This is a genomic window from Rhizobium altiplani, assembly GCF_001542405.1.
Taxonomy (GTDB): domain Bacteria; phylum Pseudomonadota; class Alphaproteobacteria; order Rhizobiales; family Rhizobiaceae; genus Rhizobium; species Rhizobium altiplani.
The window spans coordinates 107,984-124,194 of sequence record NZ_LNCD01000140.1; the positions used below are offsets into that span (position 1 = coordinate 107,984).

A 16,211-nucleotide genomic window follows, 5' to 3' on the forward strand; every position below is an offset into this window, starting at 1 on the left:
GTTCGACCGCGATCTCCTCGCTTGCCGGTGGCAAGGATTCGATTATCTGCGTAGTCTGCGAAATCGAATCATGCCGCGGGGGATGCCATGACTGACGAGACGCTTGCCGATCGCGCGACGTTGCCACGCCCTGACGTGACCGCTGCGGAAGCCGGCGACATCCTTCAGTCGCGTTATGGCTTGTCAGGAGCGATCACCGAGCTCGGCAGCCAGCAGGATCGCAACTATCGCCTCGATACCGGCGAACGAAGCTACGTGCTCAAGATATGCCATGTGACATATGAGACGGTGGAGCTCGAGGCGCAGAACGCAGCCATCCGCCATATCGGCACGAAAGAGGATGCGCCGCGCGTTCCTCACGTCATCCCATCGACGGACGGGCAGGACATCATCGCTGTCACCGTGCGCGACCAGACCTTTCAGGTTCGACTGCTGGAGTATCTTGAAGGCGAGGGGCTGACGCACCGCAAGCACCTGCCGAAAGAGTCGGTGGCGGCACTGGGAGCTCTCTGCGCCCGCCTGGCGCAGTCGCTGGCCGACTTCACGCATCCTGGTCTCGACCGCAGCCTGCAATGGGACCTGCGCCGCGCCGGTCCGGTCGCGGTCCAGTTGTTGTCGGCGATCACCGACAGCGCCGCACGTGATCGCATCGCCAAGACGATGGTGTCAGCCGTGAGGCGAATCCAACCCCTGGCGCCGTCCTTGCGGCTACAGGCCGTGCACCATGACGTGACCGGCGACAACGTTGTCAGCCGTCGTGATGAGCGGGGCCATCTGGTCCCTGACGGCGTCATCGATTTCGGCGACATCATTCGCGGCTGGCTGATCGGCGATCTGGCGGTCACCTGCGCCTCGCTGCTACATCAGGCTGATGGCGATCCGCAGTACATTCTTCCTGCAGTGAAGGCATACCACGAGGTTTATCCGCTCACCGAGGAGGAGCTGCGCGCGCTCTGGCCGCTCGTCGTTGCCCGCGCGGTCATTCTGGTCGCCAGCAGCGAGCAGCAGATCTCGATCGATCCCGAGAACGACTATGTTCGCGGCAATCTCGAGCTCGAACGCCGCATATTCGATATGGCGGTATCCGTTCCATTCGAACTCATGGAAGTCGCGGTCCTGAAGGCGGTAGGCATCGAAACGGCCGCGGTTTCGATGGAGGACTGGCGTCCATTGTTGCCCGACATCGACCCGGCGACCATATCCTTCGTCGATCTCGGTGTCCAAAGCCCGCATTTCGCTGCGGGAAACTGGGCGCAGTCCGACATGGATTGGCGCCTGCTCGCGCGCGCGGCAGCCGAGACGGGCACTGCGGCCACGCGCTATGGCGAATACCGATTGTCGCGCTCGAAGCCTCGGAGCGCCACCCCATCCGCAACCTTCACGCTGCATTCCGACGTCTGTCTTGCGGGCGGCAGCACGGTTGCTGCTCCATTCGCGGGGAAGGTCATTCGGAAGGATCACCATTTCGTTCTGGCAGGCGAGGGTGTCAGCCTTCATCTCGACGGGATTGAGCCGTCGCTTGAAAACGAAGCCGAGGTCGAGCCCGGGCAACCGCTCGGGACCATATCCGGTGAGAGCGGATCTCTCGGCGGGCTGCGCGTACAACTCTCCACCTTGCCAGGCGTCGAACCGCCGCTGTTCTGCACTCCGCAGGAGGCCATGGCCTGGTCGGAACTATGTCCATCGCCGGCTGCCCTTCTGGGCGTTGGCGTCAATGCGCCGAAGCTGGCGTCGGCAGCGTTGTTCGCGCTCAGGCAGGCCCATCTCGCAAGGCCGCAAAAGAACTACTACGAAATACCGCCGCAAATGGAGCGCGGCTGGCAGGAGCATATGTTCGATATCGAGGGCCGTGCCTATCTCGACATGCTGAACAACGTCACCATTCTGGGGCATGGCCACCCGCGCCTGGCGGAGGCGGTCAGCGAACAGTGGCTGCGGCTGAACACCAATTCACGCTTTCACTATGGCGCCATTGCGGAATTTTCCGAGCGCCTGACCTCCCTGGCGCCGGAAGGGCTGGATGCGGTGTTCCTCGTCAACAGCGGATCGGAAGCCAACGACCTCGCCCTGCGACTAGCTTGGGCGCACACGGGCGCCAAGCATATGCTCAGCCTTCTCGAAGCCTACCACGGCTGGTCGGTCGCGAGCGATGCGGTGTCCACCTCGATCGCCGACAATCCGGAGGCTTTGACGACGCGGCCCGACTGGGTGCACGCGGTCCTCTCGCCCAATACCTATCGTGGTGCGTTCCGCGGTTCGGAATCGACGATCGGCTACGTGGAGGCCGTCGTCGACGCCCTTGAAGCCGTCGATGCACGGGGCGAGGGATTGGCCGGCTTCATCGCCGAGCCGGTCTACGGGAATGCCGGCGGAATATCGCTGCCGGACGGATACCTTGCAGCAGTCTACAGGCAGGTGCGGGCCCGCGGCGGCGTCTGCATCGCCGACGAAGTACAGGTGGGCTACGGTCGGCTTGGGCACCATTTCTGGGGCTTCGAGCAACAGGGCGTCGTCCCCGACATCATCACGGTGGCGAAAGGCATGGGCAATGGACATCCGCTCGGCGCTGTGATCACGACCAGGGCCATTGCCGATTCGCTGGAGAAGGAAGGTTATTTCTTCTCGTCCGCTGGCGGCAGTCCGGTCAGTTCTGTGGTGGGTATGACCGTCCTCGATATCATGGCCGATGAAGAACTGCAGGCGAATGCGCGCGATGTTGGCGATCATCTCAAGAGCCGTCTGGTCGCGCTGATCGACCGCTATCCGATCGTCGGCGCGGTGCACGGCATGGGACTTTACCTCGGGCTCGAACTCGTCCGCGACAGAACGACGCTGGAACCCGCGAGCGAAGAGACAGCGGCAATCTGCAGCCGCCTGCTCGATCTCGGGGTCTTGATGCAGCCGACCGGCGATCACCTCAATGTGTTGAAGATCAAGCCTCCCCTTTGCCTGACAGTGGAGAGCGCCGATTTCTTCGTCGACATGCTGGAAAAGGTGCTCTCCGAGGGGTGGTAGCCTGTTTTTTGCCCGCGTTAACCATTTCGGTCATTTCGAGGCTTTCCCGTTTTTTCATCAGATGCCCATTGCCGGAATCAGCGGGACTTCCTATCTCTGCGCCGTGATCGAAAGAGACCGTCGGACTGTCACGCGAATTGCACAAAGACTTGATAGAGTTCTTTCAGTCAATTCGATCTTAATGGAATGAAATTTTCCGAATGGTCGATATTTTGACACGTTTCGGAATATGTTTCTTGTAGGCTGCTAGCTATAGTCTACCAACAAAGTAGATTAATAGCGCGGCCGTCGCCGGTCTTGGAACACCAGGGCCTCAAACAAGCGCAACGCCAGAGAAAGGAACGAGACATGACTGACATCGACACTCTCGCCAATTTCCCTGGGCGATCTGTGCTTGGCAATGACCGTCCGGGCGCTCTCTCCCGCCCGAACTGTCGAATGTGACCTTCGTCCACCCTTAACGGAATCAGACAAGTCAATTCGCCATCGCCAGCGCATACCGCGCGGCAGGAGTTCTACGCATGAAAAAAGAAGTAATCGAATACGCAGGCGTTCCCGTCGGGATCGTCATCCCGGATGAGAACCGGTTGAAGTTCATCGCAGTGAAATTTCACGTTCACGATCTGGACGAGCAGCATTTCAGCTCGCCGGCTGAGGTGAAGCTCGCGATCCATGATCTGATGACCCGCCGTCACCCTAAGCCCATCCATGCCTGAGGGCATGAAGCACGGCCCAACCAGCCCTGACAGATTTCAGACCGGTCTTGCCAAAGGTGAGGCCGGTCTTGTGTTTTGACCGCCATTGCGGTCCTATCGCGCTCTTGCTCAACAAGGGTGGCGCGCTTGCTCAATCTAATTACCGACATTGATGGCGTCTCGGTCGGAAACGCGACGGATCTGAGGCTCGGCTCAGGTGTGACCGCGATCGTCTTCGACGAACCGGCAACGGCCTCCGCTGTGGTTCTCGGAGGCGCGCCCGGCGGTCGTGACACGGCGCTTCTCGATCCGTCGATGACGGTCGGCGCAGTCGATGCCTTCGTGCTGTCAGGTGGCTCGGCCTTCGGCCTTGACGCGGCTGGCGGCGTTCAGGCGGGTCTTCGGGAAGCCGGGCGAGGTTTTCCCGTCGGCGACGTGAAGGTGCCGATCGTTCCGCAGGCGATCCTGATGGACCTGCTGAACGGCGGCGACAAGGATTGGGGGCTGCAGTCGCCCTATCGCGACATGGGCTATCAAGCCTTCAAGACATCGGCGAAAGGGCCGTTTACCCTCGGTTCCGTCGGTGCGGGAGCCGGTGCCACAACCGCGACCGTCAAAGGTGGGCTCGGTTCGGCAAGTGGCGAGACCAGCACCGGCCTGCGGATTGGAGCGATCGTTGCCGTCAATGCGCTTGGCTCGGCGACAGTGGGCGAGGGGCCGCATTTCTGGTCGGCGCCGTTCGAGCAGGGCGGGGAGTTTGGCGGCCTCGGCTTGCCCGCGCCGATCTCACAAGCCGACATCCGCATGCGGCTAAAGGGCATGAACACGATAGCGACAACGATTGGCGCCATCGTTACCGACGCCGAATTGACCAAGCAGGAGGCGCACCGTCTCGCGATCATGGCCCATGACGGTTTCGCCCGCGCCCTGCTGCCGGCGCACCTGCCTTTCGACGGCGACACTGTCTTTGCGGCCTCGACGGGCAGGAGGCCCCGACCGGATTTGCCCGCCTTTTTCGAACTCTGCCATCTCGCCACGATGGTCATGGCACGCGCCATTGCGCGGGGAGTCTTTGAGGCCACCGCACTGCCAGTCGCCGGCGCCCAGCAGGCTTGGCGAGACCGCTACCCTGATTGCGCAAGTTCGTCTAAACAGGGCGCCTAAATCGACGGAGACCCCGAATGCAGATCCCGGCCTTAATTCGCGCCAGGCGGTGTGCGTTTTGGGAGTGACAAGTTGGCTCAGAAAGGTCATCGCCACGACGGCGGGCAGACAGGGGAATAAATTGATGAAGGTTTCGCGTGCGCCGTCGGCGCTGTTGGCTCGGCGATTTTATCTCGGTGCGGCGGTTTCAGTTGGCCTCGTGCTGCTGGGGCAGACCCCCGCGGAAGCCGCCAAGACCACGCTGACCCTTGGCATGACGGTGGAGCCGACCGGCCTTGATCCGACGATCGCAGCCCCTGTTGCGATCGGCCAGGTCACCTGGCAGAACGTTTTCGAAGGCCTTGTAACGATTGACGAGACCGGGAAGATCCAGCCACAGCTCGCCAAGAGCTGGGAGGTTTCCCCGGACGGTCTAACCTATACGTTCAAGCTGCAGAGCGGCGTCAAATTCCATGATGGCGAGGCTTTCGATTCCGCTGCAGCGAAATTTGCGCTCGATCGCGCGCGCGGTGCTGACTCGGTAAACCCGCAAAAGCGCTTCTTCGCCTCGATCACTTCCATAGAGACACCGGACCCGGAAACGCTCGTCCTGCATCTCTCGGCTCCAACAGGCAGTCTCCTCTACTGGCTCGGCTGGCCGGCCTCGGTGATGGTCGGCCCGAAGTCTGCCGCCGGGGATAAGACGACGCCCGTAGGCACCGGCCCGTTCAAGTTCGTGAATTGGGCAAAGGGCGACAAGGTCGAGCTCGCAAGGAACGCCGACTATTGGAGCAAGGACGCCGCGGCAAAGCTCGACAAGGTGACCTTCCGCTTCATCGCCGATCCGCAGGCCCAGGCCGCGGCCTTGAAGTCGGGCGATGTCGACGCCATTCCGGAATTCGCGGCGCCTGAGCTGATGAGTTCGTTTGACGGCGATGCGAAGCTTACGACCAAGATCGGCAATACCGAGCTGAAGGTTGTCGCCGGCATGAACAACGCGAAGAAGCCTTTCGACGACAAACGCGTCCGTCAGGCGTTGATGATGGCGATCGACCGGAAGGCGGTCATTGACGGCGCCTGGTCGGGGCTAGGTACGGCGATCGGCAGCCACTACACGCCGAACGACCCTGGCTACGTCGATCTCACCGGCGCCCTGCCCTATGATCCTGAAAAGGCGAAGGCGCTGCTTGCCGAAGCCGGTTATCCTGATGGTTTCACCTTCACGATCAAGTCGCCGCAAATGGCTTATGCGCCGCGTAGCGCGCAGGTCATGCAGGCGATGCTGGCTGAAATCGGCGTAACCATGAACATCGAACCGACGGAATTCCCGGCCAAGTGGGTGCAGGATGTCATGAAGGACCGCGCCTACGAAATGACGATCGTAGCGCACGCCGAACCGCTCGACATCGACATCTACGCCCGTGATCCGTACTACTTCAACTACAAGAATCCCGCGTTCAACGACCTGATGAAGAAGGTGCAGGAGACCTCGGATCCTGTAGCGCAAGCGAAGATCTTCGGCGACGCCCAGAAGATTCTGGCCGAGGATGTGCCGGCGCTCTATCTCTTCGTCATGCCCAAGCTGGGCGTCTGGGACAAGAAGCTGAAGGGTCTCTGGGAGAATGAACCCATTCCCTCGAACGTCCTTACGAACGTCTCCTGGGAAGACTGATTACGGGCTGATGATATGGTGAGGCGGCGGATCGTACCGGACGTGAAATGATAACGCTTCTGTCTCGTCGCCTTGTCGGTCTGATTGTCACGCTCGCTGTCGTCTCGCTGCTGATTTTTGCGGTGATGGATCTGCTGCCGGGCGATCAGGCCTCCATCATGCTGGGCACGTCAGCCGCACCGGAAACGCTCGCAAGCCTGCGCCACGAGCTTGGGCTCGATGAGCCGCTCCTGTGGCGCTATGGAGAATGGCTCGCTGGCGTATTCCGCGGAAACCTCGGCCAATCCTACACCTACGGTGTGCCGGTTGCCGGCCTGATTCTTGAGAGACTGGCGGTTACGCTTCCGCTGGCGCTGATGGCGATCATGCTTTCCGTCGCCATCGCGATCCCTCTCGGTGCCCTTGCGGCGGCGCATCGAGGCGGATTGCCTGACGCTGTCGCTTCGATATTTTCGCAGATGGGCATCGCCGTTCCGGGCTTCTGGGTGGCTCTACTGCTGATCATGCTGTTTTCGACGGCGCTCGGCTGGATGCCGGCCGGAGGTTTCCCGGGTTGGAACGCCGGCTTCCTGCCAGCCCTCAAAGCGCTTCTTATGCCCGCGGTGGCGCTCGCATTACCGCAAGCGGCGGTCCTGACACGCGTCACGCGGTCTGCCGTTCTGGAAACCCTGCATGAGGATTTCACGAGGACAGCCCTTGCCAAGGGATTGTCGAAGCGGCGCGTCCTGTGGCGGCACTCGGTGCCGAACGCCCTCGTTCCCGTTCTGACGATCCTCGGCCTGCAGTTCACCTTCCTGGTTGCTGGCGCGGTTTTGGTCGAGAATGTCTTCAACCTTCCGGGCCTCGGTCGCCTTGCCTATCAGGCGCTGTCGCAGCGCGACCTCATCGTCATGCAGGATGTCGTCCTGCTCTTTGCCGGGCTCGTTATCGTCATGAACTTCATCGTCGATCTCTCCTATCTGGCGATCGACCCGCGCCTGCGGAAAGGCGTTTGACATGGCGCCGATCGCCTCCAATCCAATAGGCCTCAAGCGCCGGCGATTTGACATTGGCCGGAGAATGAATTTGGTCATCGGCGGCGGTGTCATCACCCTTCTTGTCGCCGTCGCGGTGCTGTCGCTGGTCTGGACGCCGCTGCCACCAGCGAAGATGCAGATCATTCACAAGCTGCAGCCCCCTTTCGCGTTCGGCGTTCTCGGCACGGACCAATTCGGCCGCGATGTCCTCTCGATGCTGATGGTCGGCTGCTGGAATTCCCTTTCCATCGCCGTTGCCGCCGTGGCGATCGGCGGGACGCTCGGTTCGATCGCCGGTATCTCGGCCGCTGCCGTGCGGGGCGTGTTCGAAACGTTGCTGATGCGCGCCTGCGACGTCGTTTTCGCGCTGCCGCCGATTCTTTCGGCGATGATGCTGGGCGCCTTTCTCGGTCCCGGCCGGCTTACTGCGATCGTTGCCATTGCAACGTTCATGATTCCCGTCTTTGCCCGCGTTACGCTTGCCACGGCCCTCCAAGCCTGGAGCCGGGACTACGTGCTCGCTGCCCGCGCAATCGGAAACAGCCGCTTCGCGATCTCCGTCCGCCACGTACTCCCGAACATCATGAGCCAGATCATTGTCCAAGTGACGATCCAGTTGGGCTTGGCCGTGCTGACCGAGGCCGGGCTCAGCTTCCTTGGCCTCGGGATCGCACCACCCGCCCCGACCTGGGGCCGTATGCTGGCCGACGCGCAAACCTACCTGGCGCTCGCGCCATGGCTGGCCATCCTGCCCGGCCTTGCCATCGCACTCTGCGTCTTCGGCTTCAACATGCTTGGCGATGGGCTGCGCGACATGCTCGACCCGCGCGAGACGAGTGCCGTCAGTGTTCGAAACCACAGGTCCGGATGAGAGCGCCATGTCCGAAACCGACTTGACGATCCACGAATTGAGGCGGCGCTTCGCCGATCGAAGCCTGTCTCCGCTTGAATATTGGCTGGCGCTGGAACGACACATTGAAGCGTGGGAGCCTGCCATCTGCGCGCTCTACGCCTATGACCCGGAGGCGGCGCGCAAGCAGGCGCAAGCGTCAAGCGACCGATGGATGAGGGGAGCAACGCTTGGGCTCCTCGATGGCATCCCGGCGACTCTGAAGGAACTGATCGCTACCAAGGGGCAGCCGGTGCCGCTCGGGACCAAGGCGGTCGAACTGCAGCCTGCGACCGAGGATGCGCCGGCCGCGGCCAGGCTGCGCGAGGACGGCGCGGTGCTCTTTGCGAAGACGACGTGCCCGGATTACGGGATGCTTTCCTCGGGTCTTTCCAGCTTCCACCCCCTAAGCCGCAATCCTTGGGATACCACGCAGAATCCCGGAGGATCGAGCGCCGGGGCGTCTGCTGCGGCCGCTGCGGGCTATGGGCCCCTGCACATCGGTACCGACATCGGTGGTTCGGTGCGCTTGCCGGCAGGCTGGACAGGGATCTTCGGCTTCAAGCCGAGCCACGGTCGCATCCCGATCGATCCGTTCTATGTCGGCCGTTGCGCCGGACCGATGACGCGTACCGTCGAAGACGCGGCCAACGCGATGGCGACGCTCTCGCGTCCGGACTGGCGCGATGGCACCAGCCTCCCTCCAGCGGATCTCGATTGGATGGATCTTGAGATCGATGTTCGCGGATTGAAGATTGGGCTGATGCCTGATGCCGGCTGTGGCCTCGCGGTCGAGGACGAGGTGCGGGCGGCCGTTGAGGCTGCCGGCCGACGTTTTGAGGAGGCCGGCGCGATTGTCATCCCTGTTCAGCCTGTTCTGACGCGGGAGATGCTGGACGGGTTGGATAGCTTCTGGCGTGCGCGCTTCTGGGGCGAAATCGAGAAGCTAAGCCGTGAGCGCAGAAAGAGCATCCTCCCCTACATTTACGCCTGGGCCGAGGGCGGCGCTTCCGTAAGCGGCGTGGACGCCGTCAGGGGCTTCAATCAGACGATTGAGATGCGCAGGAGTTGCGGTAGACTGTTCACGAAAGTCGACGCCGTGATTTCGCCAACCAACCCTATCGTCTCCTATCCGGCCGATTGGGCTTCGCCGACGAACGATCCCGCGCGTCCCTTCGAGCACATCTGCTTCACGGTGCCGTGGAACTTGTCCGAGCAGCCCGCCGCCTCGATCAATTGCGGCTTTTCGCGATCAGGGATGCCGATCGGGCTGCAGATCGTCGGCCCCCGCTTCGATGACATGTTTGTCTTGAAGCTGTCGAAGGCTTTCGAAACGTGGACGGGCGGGATCAGGTCATGGCCGAAGCCGCCGGTCAGATGAGCGGGCGGCGATAGCCTGTCGGTTGCTCGTAGAGCCAGCCGATGCGCTTGATGGCATCCTGGAGGTTTTCGCGAGCCACGGTCATTGTATGGCCGTTGGCGTGGATGATCGTTTCCGGATCTTCCAGGATGGCGACGTGCCCCTTCCAGAAGACCAGATCGCCTCGGCGCAGGTCGGCCTGGTCGATCGGCTCGCCAAGGCCCGCCGCCTGCATGTCGGTGTCGCGCGGCACGCTTTGTCCCGTCATCAGCATCGAGAGCTGAACGAGGCCCGAACAGTCGATGCCAAGTCCGGAGCGGCCACCCCAGAGGTAGGGGGTCTCAAGAAACCGGCTTGCGACGTCGACATAGTCGCCACCTTGGGCTTCGCCGATCGGCCGCACGTGCTTTGCGAAGATCGCCGTGCCGTCTTCCAGCATCACATAGTGGTTGCCGCGTGTTTCTGCCTCACCGACAATCCTGACCCGGCTGCCCATGGATAGGATGGATTGGTACGGTTTGCGCAGCTCCGCCTCTTGATAGAGGAAAGTTCGCTGGACCGTGACGACATGTGTCGGCGCAACAAGCACGTCCGAAAGGGCGGTCTCCGGCAGATAGCCGACATAGTTGTCGCCGCTGGCCTTGACCCAGCACCATCCGTCGGCGCGATCGTAGACGGTGACCTCCTCTCCGAGGAGCAGCTCGGTATCGATTCCCTTGGCGAGATCGGGCACGGGCCGCAAACCAATGACCGGCACTGCCACCCGGGCCGGTGTGCCGGCAACGAAGCGCAGGGCTTCCACACGTCCTTCCAGCCCCGCCTCGGCGAGATCCGGTCGGTAGGCATGCAAGCGGCGATCAAGCATCGTCATTGTATCCCTTTCACGGCGTCAGGCGGCGACCTTGGTCGCGCACGAGATCGCCAAGCTTTTCCAGATAGAGCGCCCCTCCGACGGTACGCTTTATCACGACATTTCGCCGGTCGCGTTCGTCGCGCACACGGTCGACCAGACCCATTTCCCCCATTGTATCCAATGCCCGGGTGATGACAGGCTTGGTCACGTTGAGCGTCGCAGCTAGGCCGCGCACGGTATGCGGCGGCGGCACGAGATAGATATGCAGCAGGATCGCCATCTGGCGCAACGTCAAATCGCGATCATCAAGTCTGACCTGATTGAGCGTCACACCATGCCACAGGCCCAATGCCTGCGAAGCCGTCAGTGCGATCGGCATGGCTCCTCCGGAAACTCGTTACGCCCCGCGTTCCATTTTCCGGCACGTGGTCGCGCAACGCAATGGGGCGGCAAATCTGCCGCCCCAAAGGGTGAATAAAATTTTAACGATCGCGTTAACGCACACTTTGCCGGATGTGGTGATAGAGCGCACGAATGGCCTGCGCCTCGCCGCCACCGGGGGAGTGGGGTCGTTCCGATGGCGCCCAGCCGTAGATATCGAAATGCGCCCAGCTCGTGGCGCTGGAAACGAAGCGCTTGAGGAACAGGGCGGCGGTGATTGCACCGGCCATGCCGCCCGCCGGCGCGTTGGTGACGTCGGCAAATTTGGTGCGGATATCTTTTTCATAGCCGGCATAGAGCGGCAGTCGCCACAGGGGATCGTCCGTCTCAAGGCTTGCTTCGGTCAGGTCCTGGGCGAGTTCGGCATCGTCGGTAAAGAAGGGCGGCAGGTCAGGGCCGAGAGCCACGCGCGCCGCACCCGTCAGCGTCGCCATGTCGATCAGGAGGTCGGGCGCTTCCTCATCAGCGTAGGCAAGCGCATCCGCGAGGATCAACCGGCCCTCGGCATCGGTATTGTCGATCTGCACCGTCAGCCCCTTGCGGCTCCGGTAGATGTCACCCGGGCGGAAGGCATTCGACGAGATCGAGTTTTCGACGACGGGAATGATAACCCTGAGATCGACCTTGAGCTTGGCGTCCATGATCATCAGCGCCAGCCCCATGACATTTGCCGCGCCGCCCATGTCCTTCTTCATCAGCAGCATCGAAGACGCCGGCTTGATGTCGAGACCGCCGGTGTCGAAGCAGACACCCTTGCCGACAAGCGTGATCTTGCGGTGACCCTTCTTGCCCCATCGCATTTCGAGCAGGCGCGGCGCATCGGCGCTCGCGCGGCCGACCGTATGGACGAGAGGGAAGTTCTGCCGCAGATCGTCACCGCTGACGACATTGATTTCCGCCTTGTAATGGGCGGCAAGCCCGCGGAAGGCGGCTTCCAGTTCGTTCGGTCCCATGTCGTTAGTCGGCGTGTTGATCAGGTCACGCGCCAGGAAGACGCCGGCAAGCTGTCGCTTGATATCCGCTCCGTCAGCATCGCGCGGGATCATCAGCGTCGGAGCGGACGCCTTCTCCGACTTGTACCGATCGAAGCGATAGCTGCCGAGGCCGAAGCCAAGCGAGAGACGGTTGGCCGTCAGCGGTGCGGTTTCGATGTGCCAGTCGCCGGCCGGCAGCGTGCGCGCAAGCTTACCGGTAATGTAAGGTTGCTCGGACGGATTGGTGCCGAGCCCAAACAACGCGCCCCCGAGATGACCGTCCGCTGTTGGAATGAGCAGCAGTGAGCCGCTTTCGGCCTTGTATCCCGCCTTCTTGGCCCAATCGAGCGCGATCGGGTCGATCGTGCCGGTTTCAATATGTGCCGGTGTAACGGCAAAGATCGGCAGGGTCGAGCCACCCTTGGTGTTGAACGGGGTCGGTCTCTCGATGAACTGATAGGGTGCCATGTGTTTCCTTCGGGGCAAGTCCGGGAATCGCGTCTTAACGGTATGTTAGGGTTAACAGACTATTGCTGGAGTGAAGATTGCGTCAAAGCCTTTCCCTGTTCCGCTTTGAGGTCAGACGCCGATTCGGATCTCAGGGACACATGATGCCTGCTTCGGCCAATACTTCGCTCAAAACCCGAGTTTTTCAGGGCGCTGCGACCGCGCTCGTCGCGCTGGCACTCGCCGGCTGCACGACAACCAAGGATCGGATGACGACGGGATCTGTGCCGACCCTCGCCAAGCCGGTCGAAGCGATGAACGAAGCCGAGTTGCGCAGCTCGTCCGAGCGTGTCGGACAGGCCTACGAAAAGAACCCGCGTGATGCCGTCAACGGCGTGAACTATGCCAACCTCTTGCGCATGCAGGGCCGCGACGCCCAGGCGCTGGCGGTCATGCAGCAGGTTGCCATTGCCAACCCGACTGATCGAACCGTGCTCGCGGCCTACGGAAAGGCCCAGGCTGCCGCCGGTCAACTACAGCAGGCGCTTGATACGATCGGTCGCGCTCAGACGCCGGATCGTCCAGACTGGAAGCTCACATCGGCGGAGGGCGCGATCCTCGATCAGCTCGGCCGCTCTGCCGAAGCGCGCCAGCGCTATCGCGAGGCGCTCGACACCCAGCCGAACGAAGCATCGATCCTGTCGAACCTCGGTATGTCTTATGTGCTGACCGGTGACCTCCGAACGGCCGAGACCTATCTGCGTCAGGCCGCAGGCCAGCCCACCGCCGATAGTCGGGTCCGTCAGAATCTGGCGCTCGTCATTGGCCTTCAAGGCCGGTTCCCGGAAGCGGAAAAGATTGCGCGTGGCGAGCTTTCGCAAGAACAGGCCGACGCCAACGTCGCCTATCTGCGCTCGATGCTGTCACAGCAGAATTCCTGGCAAAAGCTTGCGGCCAAGGATAGCGGTAGCGGTCCCACCGCCACGAACTGACGTTAGCGGCCAGCTAGCCCCGAGGTGACAAGCTGCACGCCGAGGCCGGCCATGACCGTCCCTGCCAAGCGATCGATCCAGGTCTTCGCAGCGAGGTAGAGCCGCCTCGGGTGGCTGGCCGAGAATGCGAGCGCGACGATCGTGTACCAGCCGGCTTCAACGGCAAACACGCCGATCGGCAGCGAAAAAATCAGTCCAAGCGGAATCGTCTTCGGCAGCAGGGCTGCGAAGATACTGGCGTAGACGACGATCGCCTTTGGGTTGCTGAGCTGTGTCAGCAGAGCGGTGGTGAAGCTGCGGGCGAGTGAGCGATGGTCGCTTGCCGCGTCGCCGATATGGATCGGCTCGCGCGCGCCACGCCAGATCTTGAGGGCGATGTAGACGAGATAGGCGCCGCCCGCCACCTTCAGCGCCAGATAAAGCCATCCGAATTGCGCAAGCAGTGCCGTCAGCCCCGCCAGCGCCAACACGCTGAAGGCAACGCCGCCAATGCCCATGCCGAGTGCTGCCGCAAGCCCGTCCAGACGTGAACGCGACATTGCAATGCGTGAAACGAGGACAAAGCTCGGACCGGGGCTCATCGCCCCTATCGAAAGGGCGACAATGATACTCAGGAAGATGCTTACAGACGACATCGTGGGCTCCAGCTGACTCGGAAAACGCCCGACCCTATGCCCAATGCGTGTAGATCGCCAGCCTCGTCGAAATACTAGAAGCGATCCGCGACCTGGATGCCGGCTGGCCCGAGGATGACGGCGACGAGAACCGGCAGGAAGAACAGGATCATCGGCACCGTGAGCTTCGGGGGAAGTGCCGCAGCCTTCTTCTCTGCCTCGTTCATGCGCTCGTCGCGGCCCTCCTGTGCGAGGACGCGCAGCGCCTGTGAAACCGGCGTGCCGTAGCGATCCGCCTGGATCAGGGCCTGGGTGACGGACTGCACCAGTGGGATCTGCGTGCGCAGGCCGAGGTTCTCAAGCGCAACCCGCCGATCGGGAAGGAAGGAAAGCTCGGCGGTCGTCAGAATCATCTCTTCCGCCAGCGCCGGCGAGGCCTCGCCGAGTTCTTCGGATACACGACGCATGGCGGCCTCGATCGAAATACCCGACTCGACGCAGATTAGCATCAGGTCGAGCGCGTCGGGCCAGGCACGCTTGATCGAGTGCTGTCGCTTTGACATGCGATTGGAGATGAAAATGTTCGGTGCATAGAAGCCCACATAGGCGATGCCGAGCGTCACCAGGAAGCGCATCGTCGTTGGCTTTTCGGCCAGATGATCGAGACCAAAGACCCAGAAAACTGCGAGGCCGAAGAACAGGAACGGCAACAGGAAACGCGCGACCAGGAACATGTTCAAGGCATTTTCGGAACGAAACCCGGCTGCCCGGAGCTTGTTCATGGTGTTCTCGTCGACCAGTGCCTCGCGAAGGTTGAACTTCTCCACGATCTGTCGCACTGAGCGGTTGTTCTGGGTACGAAGGGAAGCTTTCCCGGCAGAATCGGTGTTCATCCGCGCGCGTTCGCGAGCGCGAATCTGCTCGCGCTCCGTCGATACGGCCTTCATGCGCTTGTTGAGGTCGCCGCGCTCGAAGAACGGGACAGCGATTGTATACAGGCTGGCGAAGACAGCGATCGCCACGAGCACTGCGATCAGCATGGTGGGGTCTGTCAGTTTGGTCGCGAGGTCAGATGACACGCCTGTTCTCCACTAGATGTCGAAATTGACCATGTTGCGCATGACGAAAATGCCGATCGACATCCAGACCGCCGATATACCCATGATCAGGTGGCCGCGAGGGTCGGTGAAGAGGATCAGCATGTATTCCGGCGATGTCAGATAGACGAGGGTTGCAACGATGAACGGCAGCGCGCCAATGATGACGGCCGACGCCTTTGCTTCCATCGACAGTGCCTTGACCTTCGCCTTCATCTTCTTTCTGTCGCGCAGGACCTTTGCGAGGTTGCCGATGGCTTCAGAAAGGTTGCCGCCTGCCTGCGACTGGATCGCAATAACGATTGCAAAGAAGCTGACCTCCTGCAGAGGCATGAAATTGCTCATACGTGCACAGGCATCGGGTACACTGAGGCCTACCTGCTGCGATTCGACGACGCGGCGAAATTCGCTCTTCACGGGATCCTTGCCCTCATTGGCAATGAGCCGGATGGCATCGTTCAAGGGCAGGCCTGATTTGATCGAGCGTACGATGACGTCGAGAGCGTTGGGAAACTCATCGAGAAACTTGTTTTGCCGCCGCTTGATCAGAAAGCCCAGTACCCAACGCGGCATGCCAAGTCCGGCAATGATCGGCAGACCGAGTACGACCATGACAGGCGCATCGGCAAGGAAGGCAACAAACATCAGCACAAGGCCAGCAATGGCGCTGAACATGTAAAACCGCCCCGGTGTGGTCTTGAGGCCGGCCTGGGTCAGCCGCGACTTCAGCGACAGCTTCCTCTTGGTGTTTTCCTGCTGGCGCTTCTCAAGGTCCTTCAGGTTGTCCTGCACCGATTTCCGGCGCTTCGACATTTCCTGGACGCGGTCGCGGGCTGCCTTGACACCAGCCTTGTCAGCCTCCGCCGAAGCGACGCGGTTGACGCGATTGGCCGACTTCTTTTCGGTTTCCATCTGCGTGAAGAGAAGGCCATAGCAAACGGCGCCAGCCGCAATGGCGGCAAGCGCGACAATGGCCAACACAACAGGATCGAACCCGAACATC

The 16,211-nt window shown here is 61.6% G+C and carries 14 protein-coding genes; 8 read left to right on the plus strand and 6 right to left on the minus strand.

Features of this window, described 5'->3' with window-relative positions:
- The first annotated feature begins 87 nt into the window (after positions 1-87).
- From AS026_RS35625 to AS026_RS35655, 7 genes are all read left to right on the plus strand, one after another.
- Positions 88-3,015 (plus strand): aminotransferase, encoded by a 2,928-nt coding sequence (locus AS026_RS35625; protein ID WP_062375593.1) that lies wholly within the window; start codon positions 88-90, stop codon positions 3,013-3,015.
- Positions 3,016-3,536: 521 nt separating this feature from the next.
- A complete protein-coding gene (locus AS026_RS35630; protein ID WP_007529092.1) occupies positions 3,537-3,731 on the plus strand; it encodes a hypothetical protein in 195 nt (64 codons plus the stop codon).
- Positions 3,732-3,848: 117 nt separating this feature from the next.
- Positions 3,849-4,874, plus strand: coding sequence for a P1 family peptidase (locus AS026_RS35635; RefSeq protein ID WP_062375597.1), 1,026 nt, complete (start codon positions 3,849-3,851; stop codon positions 4,872-4,874).
- A gap of 121 nt (positions 4,875-4,995) precedes the next feature.
- Positions 4,996-6,525 carry an ABC transporter substrate-binding protein gene (locus AS026_RS35640; protein ID WP_205634505.1) on the plus strand — a complete coding sequence of 510 codons (1,530 nt, stop codon included), beginning with the start codon at positions 4,996-4,998 and terminating at the stop codon, positions 6,523-6,525.
- 47 nt (positions 6,526-6,572) lie between these two features.
- Complete coding sequence (locus AS026_RS35645) at positions 6,573-7,520, plus strand: ABC transporter permease (protein WP_062375606.1); 948 nt, start codon at positions 6,573-6,575, stop codon at positions 7,518-7,520.
- A gap of 1 nt (position 7,521) precedes the next feature.
- Positions 7,522-8,412, plus strand: coding sequence for an ABC transporter permease (locus AS026_RS35650; protein ID WP_062375609.1), 891 nt, complete (start codon positions 7,522-7,524; stop codon positions 8,410-8,412).
- Between the two features lie 7 nt (positions 8,413-8,419).
- Positions 8,420-9,811, plus strand: a complete 1,392-nt coding sequence (locus tag AS026_RS35655) for an amidase (RefSeq protein ID WP_062375611.1) — start codon at positions 8,420-8,422, stop codon at positions 9,809-9,811.
- On the opposite strand, the gene AS026_RS35660 is transcribed toward AS026_RS35655, so the two are convergent.
- From AS026_RS35660 to AS026_RS35670, 3 genes are all read right to left on the minus strand, one after another.
- Positions 9,804-10,661 (minus strand): C40 family peptidase, encoded by an 858-nt coding sequence (locus AS026_RS35660; protein WP_062375615.1) that lies wholly within the window; start codon positions 10,659-10,661, stop codon positions 9,804-9,806. The two genes, AS026_RS35655 and AS026_RS35660, sit on opposite strands and share 8 nt — an antisense overlap.
- Before the next feature lie 10 nt (positions 10,662-10,671).
- Positions 10,672-11,022 carry a MarR family winged helix-turn-helix transcriptional regulator gene (locus AS026_RS35665; RefSeq protein WP_062375618.1) on the minus strand — a complete coding sequence of 117 codons (351 nt, stop codon included), beginning with the start codon at positions 11,020-11,022 and terminating at the stop codon, positions 10,672-10,674.
- A gap of 115 nt (positions 11,023-11,137) precedes the next feature.
- A complete protein-coding gene (locus tag AS026_RS35670; RefSeq protein ID WP_062375621.1) occupies positions 11,138-12,526 on the minus strand; it encodes a leucyl aminopeptidase family protein in 1,389 nt (462 codons plus the stop codon).
- 143 nt (positions 12,527-12,669) lie between these two features.
- Here AS026_RS35670 and AS026_RS35675 point away from each other — a divergent pair, with 143 nt between their 5' ends.
- Complete coding sequence (locus tag AS026_RS35675) at positions 12,670-13,497, plus strand: tetratricopeptide repeat protein (RefSeq protein WP_025659781.1); 828 nt, start codon at positions 12,670-12,672, stop codon at positions 13,495-13,497.
- Positions 13,498-13,499: 2 nt separating this feature from the next.
- Here AS026_RS35675 and AS026_RS35680 read toward each other — a convergent pair whose 3' ends face one another.
- From AS026_RS35680 to AS026_RS35690, 3 genes are all read right to left on the minus strand, one after another.
- Positions 13,500-14,132, minus strand: a complete 633-nt coding sequence (locus tag AS026_RS35680; RefSeq protein WP_062375625.1) for a LysE family translocator — start codon at positions 14,130-14,132, stop codon at positions 13,500-13,502.
- Positions 14,133-14,206: 74 nt separating this feature from the next.
- Entirely contained in the window at positions 14,207-15,190 is a 984-nt protein-coding gene (locus AS026_RS35685; protein WP_062375629.1) for a type II secretion system F family protein, read from the minus strand.
- Between the two features lie 12 nt (positions 15,191-15,202).
- Positions 15,203-16,210 carry a type II secretion system F family protein gene (locus AS026_RS35690; protein ID WP_062375633.1) on the minus strand — a complete coding sequence of 336 codons (1,008 nt, stop codon included), beginning with the start codon at positions 16,208-16,210 and terminating at the stop codon, positions 15,203-15,205.
- Position 16,211: the final 1 nt, after the last annotated feature.

Coding starts and splice junctions, on each gene's coding strand:
- AS026_RS35650 (WP_062375609.1), top strand. CDS start 7,522: ATGGCGCCGATCGCCTCCAATCCAATAGGCCTCAAGCGCCGGCGATTT.
- AS026_RS35625 (WP_062375593.1), top strand. CDS start 88: ATGACTGACGAGACGCTTGCCGATCGCGCGACGTTGCCACGCCCTGAC.
- AS026_RS35680 (WP_062375625.1), bottom strand. CDS start 14,132: ATGTCGTCTGTAAGCATCTTCCTGAGTATCATTGTCGCCCTTTCGATA.
- AS026_RS35655 (WP_062375611.1), top strand. CDS start 8,420: ATGTCCGAAACCGACTTGACGATCCACGAATTGAGGCGGCGCTTCGCC.
- AS026_RS35675 (WP_025659781.1), top strand. CDS start 12,670: ATGCCTGCTTCGGCCAATACTTCGCTCAAAACCCGAGTTTTTCAGGGC.
- AS026_RS35645 (WP_062375606.1), top strand. CDS start 6,573: ATGATAACGCTTCTGTCTCGTCGCCTTGTCGGTCTGATTGTCACGCTC.
- AS026_RS35665 (WP_062375618.1), bottom strand. CDS start 11,022: ATGCCGATCGCACTGACGGCTTCGCAGGCATTGGGCCTGTGGCATGGT.
- AS026_RS35630 (WP_007529092.1), top strand. CDS start 3,537: ATGAAAAAAGAAGTAATCGAATACGCAGGCGTTCCCGTCGGGATCGTC.
- AS026_RS35670 (WP_062375621.1), bottom strand. CDS start 12,526: ATGGCACCCTATCAGTTCATCGAGAGACCGACCCCGTTCAACACCAAG.
- AS026_RS35660 (WP_062375615.1), bottom strand. CDS start 10,661: ATGACGATGCTTGATCGCCGCTTGCATGCCTACCGACCGGATCTCGCC.
- AS026_RS35690 (WP_062375633.1), bottom strand. CDS start 16,210: ATGTTCGGGTTCGATCCTGTTGTGTTGGCCATTGTCGCGCTTGCCGCC.